Origin of the sequence: Pricia mediterranea (assembly GCF_032248455.1) — a bacterium.
Lineage (GTDB): Bacteria > Bacteroidota > Bacteroidia > Flavobacteriales > Flavobacteriaceae > Pricia > Pricia mediterranea.
On the sequence record NZ_JAVTTP010000001.1, the window covers coordinates 138629 to 150948 of the forward strand.

Sequence of the window (12320 nt, forward strand, 5' to 3'; positions counted from 1 at the left end):
AATTAAACGTTTTCCGAACTAGCGGCTGTTTTTATTGCTTTTTTGATTCGCGTATACGTTCCACACCTACAGATATTCCCGTTCATAGCGCTTTCAATTTCTTCGTCCGACGGATTGGGATTCCTTTTCAACAAGGCCGAGGCCGACATTATCTGCCCTGCCTGGCAATATCCGCATTGGGGTACATCGATTTCCAGCCAAGCTTTTTGTACAGGATGATCACCATGTTCCGACAATCCTTCAATGGTCGTGATTTTTTGCTCCCCAACAGCCGAAACAGGTAATTGGCAAGAACGTACCGCATTGTCACCTAAATGCACCGTACAGGCACCACATTGAGCGATACCGCAACCATATTTAGTTCCTACCAATTTAAAGTGGTCCCTTAGTACCCAAAGCATTGGTGTATTTGAATCAACATCTACGCTGTGTTCCGATCCGTTGATGTTTAAGTTGAATATTGCCATTTTTAAAAAATTTACTTAAAAATAAAGATTATATATTGGGTGTTGCTTACGAAATTCAAACAGTTTTAACCTACTTTGTCAAAATCCTAATTGTTTTTAGTTTTTGATAGTCAGTGGTTTAAGCTTTTCAAGCCATTCCACAAGTAATTCTTTCACTTCTACTTTACGGTTCCCTTTTATGGCCAAGTAAATTCCATCTCTCTCAATACCCCCGGTTACCGAAAACCCTTCTAAAATGTTGCAATCGGAGCAAAGGCTTTCCACCGTTCGAAAGGTACTGCCAATACCGTACCCAGCATTGGTGTTAAAAGGAATGACCGTTTTATCCTTAAGGTCGTGCCGGGTCAAAAAGCTTTTAATTGGTGGAGGCAGTTGCATTCCCCATGTGGGGAAGCCTAAAAAAACGGTATCATACTTGTCCATATTTATCTGTGTTTTTAGGGGCGGAAGAAACCCGGTACGATTTTCTTCTGCCACTTGTTCCACAATCGACTTGTAGTTTTGCGGATAAGGATTTTTTAATTCCAGTGCCACCAGATCACCGCCCACATTTTCATGGATCATTTCGGCCACAACCTTAGTATTGTTTGTTCTTGATAAATAGACAATCAATATGTTGTCCGCTTTATTCTCGTACCCTTGGGCACTACACCATCCGGATACCAAGAAAATAATAAATAGTAAACGAGATATTATCATTTTTTAATTTTCAATTTTCTGAAATCTGTTGGCGTATGTCCTACATGTTTTTTAAAAAAGGTGCTAAAATGATTTACTTCCCTAAATCCTAAGACTGTAGCTATGGTAGTAATTGACCAGTCATTTCTTTTGAGCAATGCCCTTGCTTCCTGAATAAAACGTTCATTTATATTTTGGGTAGTCGTTTTTCCAGTATACAACTTGACGGACCTATTCAAGTGATTTACATGAATATTTAAAATATCCGCAAAATCTGAGGCTTTGCGCAACTTTATGGGTTGTGTGTCCTCTGTAATGGGGAATTGTCCGCTCAGTTGCATCAAAAAATTTTGGGCTATTTGAATATAGGTTTTTTGATTTGTTGAGAGGGACGAATCCATATTTTCAATATCGATAACTACAGTTTTTTTTGACGTATTCTTCTATTGATCTACCAAGGCAGTTTCCGGCCCACGGACACCTACCAGTTGTATCTTCTCCAAAGCATTCCTGAATTCCTTTAATTCCGTATCGGAAAAAGTAACGTTCAGTGCACCTTGGTTCTGTTTCACATGATGCAGTTTCGTAGTTCCTGGAATAGGAACAATAAAAGGTTTTTGTGCCATGACCCACGCCAATGCTATTTGGGCCGGAGTGGCATCCTTTTTTCGACCCCATTCGCGTACCAGCCTGAGCACCTCCATGTGAGCTTCAATAGCTTCCGGTGTAAAATAGGGCACTTGAGATAAGCGGGAGTCACTAGAAAAACGGCTATGCTCGTTAAACTTATCGCCTAAAAATCCACGACATACCGGTCCCCATGGCACGAACCCTATGCCCAATTCTCCACAGGTATCTATTACTTCATTTTCAAGGGCACGCTGAATAATGGAGTATTCGCTCTGAAGGGCAGCAACGGGCTGCTCTGCATGGGCCTTTCGTATGGTCGTTGGTGAAACTTCGGAAAGTCCGAAATGGAGCGCCTTCCCTTCCTTGATCAAATCCTTGACCGTTCCGGCAACGTCCTCAATCGGAACGTTTGGATCCAAACGATGCAGATACAACAAATCGATACGATCGGTACGAAGGCGTTTCAACATGCCCTCTACAGCGCTTTTAATATGTTCTGGCTTGCTATTTCTACCTGCCCTTTTTCCATTTGAAAAGTCAAACCCAAATTTACTGGCAATGACCACGTTGTCTCTAATAGGTTGCAGTGCCTCACCTACTAATTCCTCATCAGTAAATGGGCCGTACACTTCGGCAGTATCAAAAAAGGTAACGCCCAAATCATAAGCCCCACGAATTACGGGAATCATATCCTTGGTATCTCTTGGTGGATTGTAGCTGCCACTTTTCATGCTCATACAACCCAACCCAATTGGCGATACTTCCAATGCGCCCAACATTCGCTTTTCAGGGTTGGAAGCTGCTTTTAAACCCTCAATTGTACCAGGTGAATTTTTCTCATTGGCAAAGGCCATTGGGCCTGCCACTATACCTGCTCCCAAAAGGGCGGATTTCGAAATAAAATTTCTTCTGTTTACTGAATTACTTTTCTTTTCCATACCAATATGCTGTTATCGTAATATTTTAAAACCCAATAAATGGACTAAATTCCTCGTGATTGTAGTTCGTTTCTAAGTTTGACACCCTTTTCAACGACATCCAATCTGGCTTTTCTTGGGTCTGGTTTTCCAACGGCTTCACCATCTAACTGTATATCCATGATTTCACCTTCATTTTTAGTATAGACTGGCCAGTTTGGTAATCCATCTCCATTCGGGTTTCCGGTCTTGGCGAAATTTACCCAGTATCCGTTCATAAGTTCCGCCACCTTCTTGTCCTCTGGAGTGGTCTCGGGATTGCCCCAACGTGCATCAAGATTATTAAACACATAGCCAACTTCGGAACCATGGCCGGCACCATATTTCATTCTTTCCTTCATAGGTTCGGGTACAAACCCAAAATGGTAAATAAACGTGGGTTCACCTTGTTCCGCGAAAGCTCTTGCGGCAAAACGTCCTGGTTCTCCCCACACCCAATCGGTATTGAACTTGGTAATCACCTCTTCGAATGCTTTACTTCCATCAGGATCATAGGCAGCTTGTGCTTCCTCCTTAAACTCGCCAAAAAGTGAAAATAGTTCTTCTTTTGTTTTACTGTTGTTGACAAAACTACCTCCGATTTCGGCGCTGTTAGAACCGATCATCAACGGTATTTGCATTTGTCTACCAGCGTTGTAGGCACTTTCGGCAGTTTCCGTTACCAATTTGCCGTCCAAAATCGGCCCGGAATAGATTCTAGGGCCTCCTTCACCATCCGTTTCTTGACCGCTATCCACAATTTCTTCCACTGGCAATGCGCGCAGGTTGGTCAAGGCATCGGCATCCGTACCTTCTATTCCGTGTTTTTTGGCAAAGTTGATACCAATGGTTTCTGCCGATAAGGGGTAAAAAGCACTTGCATTTTCTTCCTTTATTGGCCTTCCGGTAAGGACACCATCTCGGGCACCACCAGATTCGCTAATGGCTTTATGAAAAAGTCCTTTTGCATCTGGAATGGTCATCAAAGAATGTACGGAAACCCCTCCGGCAGAAAAACCAAAAATTGTCACATTATCTGGATTTCCGCCAAAGGCAGCAATGTTCTTTTGTACCCACTGAAGTGCCGCAATCTGATCCATATAAGCATAGCTACCCTTGTGTTCTTCAGGATGTTCTGCACTTAAAGCAGGAAATGCAAAATGGCCCAAACGCCCCAAACGGTAATTAATGGTGATTAAAACCACTCCCATCTTCGCAAATTCATCACCCGCGATTCCAGCTCCGGAACCACTTCCTCCAACAAAGCCTCCACCATGAATCCAAACCATGACCGGCAGGTTCGCACCCGAATTTACATAAGCGGGTTTCCACACATTCAGGTACAGGCAATCTTCGGATGAACCTTCACTAATGGTTCCCGGGGCACCGCCCCATCCGGACTGTGCGCAGTTTGCACCGTACTCCGTAGCATCCAATTCACCTTCCCAGTGGGATAATGGTTGAGGGGCTCTCCAACGAAACTCACCAACTGGAGGAGCCGCAAAGGGTATTCCTTTAAAGCTATCAACACCATCTTCATAGACGCCTCGAATTACCCCTAATTCGGTCTTTACTTTGGGTGTACTTTCTTGCGCGGAAATAGTAACTCCAAGGAGTACCAACAATCCTAATATGTATTTTTTCATTTGAGTGTTTATTAAGTTGCGTTGTTCAAGTTATTCCCTTGTCATTGTTTTGCTAAAGGTCAGATCGGCCAATTTCCAAGTGTTATCCTCCTTTACATAAACCTCCGTTACCATAAAGGGATTGGTCACTTCATTACTGCCTACTACGGCCAAGAGTGTAATTTGGTTCCAAAGTATAACGGTATTATCATTCAAGACTTCGACCATGACTTCATGGACATCAGCTTTTTTATAGTGGATGAACCCACCTCTAATGATTTCTACTTCGCGGTCCTTTCCCCATGTGCCGCCCATGTGGACGAACTTGGCTTTATCATGAAAAAGGCCTTCCAATTTATCGGCATCCTTATCGGCCATCCATTGCCATTTATGAATGGACAGCTCTCTGATTTCCTTTTCTAAATCAGTCGATTGGGCAAGGGCGACTTTTCCTGTGATGAGCATAACTAATAGACTTAGTATTATTTTCCTGTTCATTTTTATAAATTATTTGTTCTGAAGTATTAATGCGCAATTTCATGGGTATCACGAACGCTGCTAAAGGTAAGGTCCAATAATTTCCAATCGTCGCCTTCTTTTTTATAGAATTCGGTCACGGTAAATTCATTGGATACATCGTTACCACGAACATGGGCCGTAAGTGTTATTCTGTTCCAAAGTACCACGGTATTGTCATCAAAAGTTTCCACGACCACATCGTGTACATCGGCATTTTTATACCAAATACTTCCCGTCTCGATGATTTCCAATTCCCTGTCCTTTTTCCAGGAGCCGCTCATGTGTACAAACCTTGATTTGTCATGAAACAAATTGGCCAACTTGTCCACATCCTTTTCGGCCATCCATTTCCATTTGGCTTTAGAAAGTTCCTTGATCTCATTTTCAAGACTTGAATTGTTAATTTCAGGAAGCGGTATTTTGTTATAATCCTCAACACTAAGTTCATCTGTCCATTTGGTAGGTGTGCTACCACCTATCGCCAAATAGGTCACTGCACTTTTAGGAGTGGCACCATGCCAATGTTCTACATTGGGAAGGCATTTGATAACGTCACCAGCGCGCACTACTTGTACTTCCTTTCCTTTTTCCTGATAAAAACCAACGCCATTAGTGATCAACAATTGTTGGCCGTCTGGATGTAAATGCCAGTTAAGAAATGCTCCAGGTGCTGAAACCGCTTGGGCTATGTTATGTTTAAAAATTTCATCAGCATCTACAACATGCGTAAGCCAAATATCACCGGTATGGTGTACGTTTTTCGCTTTTGCCCCCATGGGAAAAATAGCTTCTTGCGCAAAGGAAGATATGCTTAACATACCTATAAACAAGCCTGTCAATAATGCTCTCATTTTGTTTTATTTAATTGATTTAGATTATATAAATTACCCTTTCCAAAGCTATGGTATAATTCATAGGATAGGCTTACCACAATTACGGATTCACCTACCATTATTACGGATTACAGGGGTATAAACCCTTTGTTCACAAAGCATTAACTAAATTCAAAAAACAGATTTCTTCTCTGTCCAACACAAAAGATTAGATATGGGTCGATGATTATTGTTCCGAATTTAAATTTAGATGCAGGGTACCCACTGAATGGTGAACTTGATTTAACTGAAAGAAATTAGATGAAAGAAAAACATTCAGTGCAACCTTATTCATGTAGCGAAACAAAAAATATCCGACCCCTGATAAATCGTTAAATAAAATTGCATGCGACCTTGGTTTTAAATATCCACAGCATTTCAAAAGACTTTTTAAGAAAATGGTGGGGTATATCCCTCAGGAGTATCGCATGTTGAACTAATAGTTTCCAGCATCCAAAGTTATTCGCCCATTTCGAACTAGAACTTGTATTTTTTAAAAACCATCGACATCGATTCAGGATCAATAGCTTCCATATCAATCAGTTTTAAATCTTTTACCATTTCTGCTGTGGTTGTTTTATACTTTTGAAAATGAGGTGTTTTCAAATGCAATTCGTAAGCCTCCTTATTGGCATAAATTTCCAAAAGTCGTATCTGTGTAGGATTTTGCTTTTGAAACATGGGGTAAATGCAGATTACCCCGGGCTCCAGCCTAAGTGATGCTTCCGATTCCTCTTTGAGTATCTCCAAATATTCATCCAGATAGTCCGTCCCAATTTCAAGTTCCGCAATGCGAACCATCATTTTCCCTTGATCAGTATCCGCTTTTAGGGCATCATCGCTTTGCCCGAAACCAAGTAAAGACAGATGCAGTAATACCAATAAAAGCCCCAATTTTTTAGTCAACATAGTGTCATTTTTTATCCAATCCTTTTTCTTTTAGCCATTCCGCTAACAATACGGCCACCTTTTCATTGTTCAGGTCGGACATCGGAAAGTGTGTATTTCCCTTAAGACCCTTTTCTGGAAGGTGTACCAAGGTGACATCACCTCCATGATTGTTCACCGTGGCCGTCCAAAGCTTTGCCATTTGCAAGGCGGCACGCCATTGTTCCTGCCCAGGATGCGCTACAGGTTCGTTGGGTATATAATCCCCATAATAGATAACAATGGGTATTTCCGTCAATCGTTTAAACGCTGTCTTGGGTACGCTTCTCGCACTTAAAGCTCCTCCCACATAGGGGATGGTCTCAGGGACTTCGCCTTCTGGAAAGACAAAATTACTACCGGGTTCATAGGATGCAATGCCTTTGATGTTCCCATTTTTTAAGGCCGTCAACCAACCTTGGCCGCCACTATGGGAATGGGTGACCAAAACACCAGGTCCAATCTTATCGAACAGCGTGGAAACCGCCTCTATGTTAAGGTTGATGTTTAATGGTCCCGTATCCGGTGTAATTTGCCTAAAGAACTGGTTCAACGCCCCTGGGTCTTCGGAAAACTGAACATCTGGATAAAATGTGCTTCCCGTCCCCAATCTGAATATCCCAAACCACAATTGATCATCCGTGGCTGCCGAAATCGTAGTAGGTTCCGTGCTCCTCCCTGATAATCCTCTACGGGGCTGGTCAATAAGGTATATGGGAAAATTACGCCTTAAAAATAGCGTTTGAAACCCCTCTCTGCCATCTGGGGTCGTTTGCCAGGTACGCATGCTCTGTCCATACCCATGCCAAAAAACCAAAGGTAATTTTTTTGCACTATCAGGAATTTGATAAAAAACAGTGGCATGGTCTCCATGCAAGGTTTGTCCTTCGGTAGCCTGATTGGAAGGATTAAATGCGCCATGGGCAACTGGGTCAAAAGTACCAGGGCTGGTTTTAACGCTACCACCCACGGTAGAACTGCCTTGTTCTACAAGGGTAATGGGCTGCTTTTGAGCATAAACATCATTTACCAATAATTGAACAATTAAAAGCAATAACAATGTTGTCTTGATATTTTTCATCACTAAGATTTTATTAATTTAAAAGTATAGAGGTACTTCTTAATTTCTATTTAAATATTGTTCTTCGGTCACAGGATCTAGCCATTCCGTTGGACCGTCAACTCTGCTTGTTATAGCTATTTGTATGAACGGTTTTTCTGCGCTTGCACCGTGCCAATGCGGGGTGTTTGCAGGGCATTTGACCACATCGCCTTTTCGTAGTATTCTTTTCTCACTACCTTTTTCCTGATAATAGCCTTCGCCATCTAAAGACATAATAATCTGTCCGTTGGGATGTGAATGCCAGTTGGACCTAGCCCCAGGATCAAAGGTTACCGTTCCAACTGAATTTTGGTTCACACTATCCGCCATCACTTGCATATGTACCCATACATCCCCAATGAAATTATTGTTCGTGACCTTTTCCCCTTTAGGGAAAATCAATTCTTGTTGGGAATTCAAATCGACGGTTTGATTTTTCTCGGCTGCTTGCTTGCAGGAAAATATAAATGTTCCCATCAATATAATCGCTAAAAGATTTTTTCTGTTCATAGGTCTGTAGTTGAAAGATGGTTTTGGTAAAAGTCCACTAATTTATTTACTGCTTGATTCACATATTCTGGCTTCCAATAGGTTTCTATATGCGTTGCACCTTCGATAAGGAACAATTCCTTGCTTTTCGCATTGGTCGCCTTTGGAAAAGCATCCAAGGTCAAATATAATGTTTGGGCATTGCTGCCAGCAATCATTAATAAAGGTTGGTCTATGAGCTCAATATCGTCGGTAGCATTCCAGGCCATTAAATCCATTAAACTGCTTGTGGTGTAAAGAAACGTCGAATTGGGGTGGGCGTGGGTCCTAAAATAATATTCATAGCCTTGACGATAAAAAAGCGTTGAAACTTTTGCTAGTTCTTCGTCGGTAATACCGTCTACTCCGGAATAAACAATTTCGCCGCCTCCAGCCTCCTGTTCTCTTGCCTTTGAAGCTTGCTTTAGCCTTTCTTGAATGGTCGAAATCTGCGAATTCAAAAAGCCATTTTTTCGTACAATTCCTGTATTGAACATACTCAGGGTTGCCACTGCTTTAAACCGTTTATCGGATTGAACCGCTTTCAACGTATAGCCTCCGCCGCCACAAATGCCCAAAGCACCTAAACGTTCTCTATCGACCCCAGGATACTGTGAAATAAAATCGGCCATTCCTCGGATATCTTCTGTACGAAATTGGGGTTTGTCCATATGGCGTGGCTGGCCCCCACTTGCACCCTGATAGGCAGCATCTGCCGTAATGGTAATATAACCGGCCTCTGCCAAATGCTGTGCATATAGGCCTGCTGTCTGTTCTTTTATCCCTCCGTTAGGATGTGCAATTGTTATTGCCGGATATTTCTTTGTTCGGTCATAATTGGCTGGTGTATAAACATTTGCCGCAATATCGATTCCGTTCAGTTTATACCTAACGGGAAGTATGTTGACTTTTCCATCCACATTCTCCGTAATTGCTCCCTCATATACCAATCCAAAAGGATTTTTCTCGCTTTGTGCCCTAATCGTCTGATGTATTGATAGCATACTCATTAAAATAAATAATCCTAAATATTTCATTTCCTTACTGCTTTTTAGATTCCAATAATTCGTTCAATACTTTTTTGGCCGAATCGATTTTTTCTTGATCTACATTTTTCCCCACCACATCCATCAATTCCTTTAATTGAATTGGCGTAATTCCTTGAATCAAACAGATGTTCATGTGCGAATGCAGCATAGGCTCCACACCGCCGATGGTTGCCAGAACGGAAACCGTGACCAGTTCCCTTTGCCGATAAACCAAAATGTCTCTGTCGAAAATATCCGCAAACAGATGCTCCTTCAAAAAGACTTCGATAATCGGGGCGAATTGGGCATAATCGGCCGGAGGACCGTCCAATTTGGCCTGTACCAAGGTTTCCAAATTCGCTTTGCCCCGTTCGTATTTTGTACGATTATCTTCTATTGGGGTAGCTTCCGCTCCTAGCTGATCTTCAACTCCTTCGGCCTTGCGTTTGTCCAAAACTTTTATAAACGTCCGTAAACCACGCAAGCTCCTTGGAAATCCACAATAGGCATATAGATGCACCATAACTTCCTTGATTTCTCTTACGGTCAATCCTGCATCCAGACCTTCCGTTAAAGCGGATTCCAAAGTTTGCAGGTCGCCTTTTGCGGTGAGTGAGGCAATGGCAATTATGGATTGTTGCTTCGCATCCAAATTCACGATTGTATTATCCTTGGATTGGGCATTCACATGATTTGTGACGCCAAGAAACGCAGTAATCACTATGGCAATACCAATTGTTATAAGCTGTTTCATCCTTTTGCTATTATTTTTAATTTTTCGCTACTTACTAGCGGTTTATCATTTTCTGGTTCGCTTCGGAATAGCGTTCACCCACCAAATCAATCTTTGAGGTGGCCTCCGTAATTTGTTGCAGTTCCCCATCTGTAAAAGAAATACCGGTCGCCCCTAAATTTTCTTCCAGCCTTGAAGACTTTGTAGTACCGGGAATGGGTACAATCCATGGTTTTTGGTAAAGAATCCAAGCCAAAGCAACTTGTGCCGGAGTGGCCTCTTTTTCCTTGGCAAAAGCCGTAACCAAATCTACCAAAACAAAATTATCCCTCAGGTTCTCTTTGGAAAATCGAGGCACGGTACTTCTAAAATCATTATCGGAAAAACTGGCGTTCCTATCTATTTTGCCTGTCAAAAAACCTTTCCCCAAGGGACTAAAAGGTACAAAACCGATACCCAATGCTTCCAATACGGGCATGATTTCTTCTTCCGGCTCCCGCCAAAACAATGAATATTCGCTTTGCAAGGCAGTAACCGGTTGCTCCGAATGTGCTCTTTTGATTACTTCGACACCTGCTTCGGAAAGTCCAAAATGTTGCACTTTTCCCTCAGCTATCAAATCCTTAACCGTACCCGCAACTTCCTCAATGGGAACCTTTGGGTCAACCCGATGCTGATACAATAAATCTATAGTATCTACCTGTAAACGCTGTAAGGAAGCATCCACCATATTCCGAATAGTGTCAGGACTACTATCCAAGCCCGTCACTTTTCCATCTTGATAACCAAATCCAAATTTTGTCGCTATTTGAACCTGATCTTTAAACGGTTTTAAGGCCCTTCCTACCAATTCCTCATTAACATAAGGCCCATACACTTCGGCGGTATCAAAAAAGGTGACCCCCATTTCTACGGCTTTTCGGACGACTTGTATCATTTCCTTTTCGTCCTTCGCAGGGCCATATCCAAAACTCATCTCCATACAACCGAGACCGATTTCTGATACTTTCAGATTCTTTCCTAATGTTCTTGTTTTCATTTATTATTTTTTAAAGATTATCCCAATCAGTTCATCATGTTTTAAACTTTACGGATAAAAATAGTGGCCGAAATCTTGTTCCCTTTTATCGATTTGATACAAAAGTAGTGGGTCAAAAACCAAATAGGCTTACCCAAATTACGGTTATACCTACCACTATTACGGATTTTCCAATAACCGTTTGAATTACTGGTAATCAATGGCTTATCTTTAACAAAAAATTAGAGGTTAATGAAAAATGTACTGCACATCGACACCGTTGGAGATTACCTTAATTTGAGAAAACAAGAGGTGTTGCACCCTCTAGTGGGTATTGTTGATTTTGAGGACGTAAACAAAGAAGGCTACGAAAACAAAGACTATGATGCCTTCCATTATAATTGCTATGCTGTTTTCTTGAAGGATGCCAAGGGATGCAAAATGCATTACGGAGGGAAGCCATACGATTATGATGAGGGAACCCTTGTCTTTATGGCTCCCGGTCAAACCATTGAATTAAGCGGTTTTGACCCTGATTATGTGCCCAAGGGGTATGCAATACTATTCCACCCTGATTTATTGATAGGTACGGAATTGGGAAAAAAATTACATAGCTATAGTTTTTTCTCCTATTCAAGCAACGAAGCACTCCATCTTTCCAATAAAGAACGAAAAGTGATTCTAAGTTTGATCGAAAAAATACAGTTTGAGTTGGAACAAAACTTGGACAAGCACAGTAAAAAGTTGATTGTAGCCAACATTGAACTCTTTTTGGATTATTGCACTCGTTTTTATGATAGGCAATTCATTACACGAGAGGTAGAAAATATAAGTTCTTTGGAGAGATTCGATGTTTTGTTGAGCCAGTACTTTTCATCCGATAAACCGCAAAAGCATGGCACTCCAACTGTGGGTTACTTTGCGGATCGCTTGCACCTTTCGCCCAACTATTTTGGAGATTTGGTGAAAAAGGAAACGGGAAAATCTGCCCAAGAGTACATCCAGAACAAGCTGATAGAAGTTGCTAAGGAACGCGTATTTGACCCATCAAAATCTTTAAGTGAGATAGCATATGAATTAGGGTTTAAATATCCACAACATTTCACAAGGCTCTTTAAACAAAGGGTAGGACATTCGCCCAGTGAATTTCGGAATTTGAACTAGAACCGAAACTGCCACTAAAATAAATTTGTCTTTCAAACTCCACAATTTCCTCTGGTGTAGTAGCCTTTTCGTA

The 12320-nt window shown here is 41.7% G+C and carries 15 protein-coding genes; 2 read left to right on the plus strand and 13 right to left on the minus strand.

Features of this window, described 5'->3' with window-relative positions:
• Positions 1-2 precede the first annotated feature (2 nt).
• From RQM65_RS00510 to RQM65_RS00540, 7 genes are all read right to left on the minus strand, one after another.
• Positions 3-467 carry a (2Fe-2S)-binding protein gene (locus tag RQM65_RS00510; RefSeq protein WP_133673246.1) on the minus strand — a complete coding sequence of 155 codons (465 nt, stop codon included), beginning with the start codon at positions 465-467 and terminating at the stop codon, positions 3-5.
• Between the two features lie 96 nt (positions 468-563).
• Complete coding sequence (locus RQM65_RS00515; protein ID WP_133673247.1) at positions 564-1166, minus strand: flavodoxin; 603 nt, start codon at positions 1164-1166, stop codon at positions 564-566.
• The gene (locus tag RQM65_RS00520; RefSeq protein ID WP_094996548.1) at positions 1163-1546 is read right to left on the minus strand and encodes a helix-turn-helix domain-containing protein; all 384 of its coding nucleotides are present in this window, start codon (positions 1544-1546) and stop codon (positions 1163-1165) included. The genes RQM65_RS00515 and RQM65_RS00520 overlap by 4 nt, the downstream gene beginning before the upstream one ends.
• 42 nt (positions 1547-1588) lie before the next feature.
• On the minus strand, positions 1589-2713 hold the full coding sequence (locus tag RQM65_RS00525) for an aldo/keto reductase (RefSeq protein ID WP_084148822.1): 1125 nt from the start codon (positions 2711-2713) through the stop codon (positions 1589-1591).
• Between the two features lie 44 nt (positions 2714-2757).
• Positions 2758-4377, minus strand: a complete 1620-nt coding sequence (locus tag RQM65_RS00530; protein ID WP_314011955.1) for a carboxylesterase/lipase family protein — start codon at positions 4375-4377, stop codon at positions 2758-2760.
• 30 nt (positions 4378-4407) lie between these two features.
• The gene (locus RQM65_RS00535) at positions 4408-4854 is read right to left on the minus strand and encodes a nuclear transport factor 2 family protein (protein WP_026810978.1); all 447 of its coding nucleotides are present in this window, start codon (positions 4852-4854) and stop codon (positions 4408-4410) included.
• 26 nt (positions 4855-4880) lie between these two features.
• Positions 4881-5726 (minus strand): DUF4440 domain-containing protein, encoded by an 846-nt coding sequence (locus RQM65_RS00540; RefSeq protein ID WP_314011956.1) that lies wholly within the window; start codon positions 5724-5726, stop codon positions 4881-4883.
• A 362-nt stretch (positions 5727-6088) separates the two neighbouring features.
• On the opposite strand from RQM65_RS00540, the gene RQM65_RS00545 reads away from it, so the two are divergent.
• Complete coding sequence (locus RQM65_RS00545; RefSeq protein ID WP_158657220.1) at positions 6089-6187, plus strand: hypothetical protein; 99 nt, start codon at positions 6089-6091, stop codon at positions 6185-6187.
• A 37-nt stretch (positions 6188-6224) separates the two neighbouring features.
• Here the strand turns inward: RQM65_RS00545 and RQM65_RS00550 are convergent, their stop codons facing one another.
• Genes RQM65_RS00550 through RQM65_RS00575 form a run of 6 tightly spaced genes read right to left on the minus strand, consistent with a single transcriptional unit; the run spans position 6225 to position 11104 of the window.
• Entirely contained in the window at positions 6225-6656 is a 432-nt protein-coding gene (locus RQM65_RS00550; RefSeq protein WP_314011957.1) for a putative quinol monooxygenase, read from the minus strand.
• Between the two features lie 4 nt (positions 6657-6660).
• Complete coding sequence (locus RQM65_RS00555) at positions 6661-7755, minus strand: alpha/beta hydrolase (protein ID WP_314011959.1); 1095 nt, start codon at positions 7753-7755, stop codon at positions 6661-6663.
• Positions 7756-7794: 39 nt separating this feature from the next.
• Positions 7795-8286, minus strand: coding sequence for a cupin domain-containing protein (locus tag RQM65_RS00560; protein WP_272649925.1), 492 nt, complete (start codon positions 8284-8286; stop codon positions 7795-7797).
• Positions 8283-9341 (minus strand): alpha/beta hydrolase, encoded by a 1059-nt coding sequence (locus RQM65_RS00565; RefSeq protein ID WP_116769550.1) that lies wholly within the window; start codon positions 9339-9341, stop codon positions 8283-8285. The genes RQM65_RS00560 and RQM65_RS00565 overlap by 4 nt, the downstream gene beginning before the upstream one ends.
• Before the next feature lie 4 nt (positions 9342-9345).
• On the minus strand, positions 9346-10086 hold the full coding sequence (locus RQM65_RS00570) for a carboxymuconolactone decarboxylase family protein (protein WP_314011963.1): 741 nt from the start codon (positions 10084-10086) through the stop codon (positions 9346-9348).
• 34 nt (positions 10087-10120) lie between these two features.
• Positions 10121-11104 carry an aldo/keto reductase gene (locus RQM65_RS00575; protein ID WP_314011964.1) on the minus strand — a complete coding sequence of 328 codons (984 nt, stop codon included), beginning with the start codon at positions 11102-11104 and terminating at the stop codon, positions 10121-10123.
• Between the two features lie 276 nt (positions 11105-11380).
• Here RQM65_RS00575 and RQM65_RS00580 point away from each other — a divergent pair, with 276 nt between their 5' ends.
• Positions 11381-12247 (plus strand): helix-turn-helix domain-containing protein, encoded by an 867-nt coding sequence (locus RQM65_RS00580; RefSeq protein WP_432279830.1) that lies wholly within the window; start codon positions 11381-11383, stop codon positions 12245-12247.
• Positions 12248-12320 lie beyond the last annotated feature (73 nt).

Coding starts and splice junctions, on each gene's coding strand:
- RQM65_RS00510 (WP_133673246.1), bottom strand. CDS start 467: ATGGCAATATTCAACTTAAACATCAACGGATCGGAACACAGCGTAGAT.
- RQM65_RS00515 (WP_133673247.1), bottom strand. CDS start 1,166: ATGATAATATCTCGTTTACTATTTATTATTTTCTTGGTATCCGGATGG.
- RQM65_RS00560 (WP_272649925.1), bottom strand. CDS start 8,286: ATGAACAGAAAAAATCTTTTAGCGATTATATTGATGGGAACATTTATA.
- RQM65_RS00570 (WP_314011963.1), bottom strand. CDS start 10,086: ATGAAACAGCTTATAACAATTGGTATTGCCATAGTGATTACTGCGTTT.
- RQM65_RS00540 (WP_314011956.1), bottom strand. CDS start 5,726: ATGAGAGCATTATTGACAGGCTTGTTTATAGGTATGTTAAGCATATCT.
- RQM65_RS00520 (WP_094996548.1), bottom strand. CDS start 1,546: ATGGATTCGTCCCTCTCAACAAATCAAAAAACCTATATTCAAATAGCC.
- RQM65_RS00565 (WP_116769550.1), bottom strand. CDS start 9,341: ATGAAATATTTAGGATTATTTATTTTAATGAGTATGCTATCAATACAT.
- RQM65_RS00555 (WP_314011959.1), bottom strand. CDS start 7,755: ATGAAAAATATCAAGACAACATTGTTATTGCTTTTAATTGTTCAATTA.
- RQM65_RS00530 (WP_314011955.1), bottom strand. CDS start 4,377: ATGAAAAAATACATATTAGGATTGTTGGTACTCCTTGGAGTTACTATT.
- RQM65_RS00575 (WP_314011964.1), bottom strand. CDS start 11,104: ATGAAAACAAGAACATTAGGAAAGAATCTGAAAGTATCAGAAATCGGT.
- RQM65_RS00550 (WP_314011957.1), bottom strand. CDS start 6,656: ATGTTGACTAAAAAATTGGGGCTTTTATTGGTATTACTGCATCTGTCT.
- RQM65_RS00535 (WP_026810978.1), bottom strand. CDS start 4,854: ATGAACAGGAAAATAATACTAAGTCTATTAGTTATGCTCATCACAGGA.
- RQM65_RS00525 (WP_084148822.1), bottom strand. CDS start 2,713: ATGGAAAAGAAAAGTAATTCAGTAAACAGAAGAAATTTTATTTCGAAA.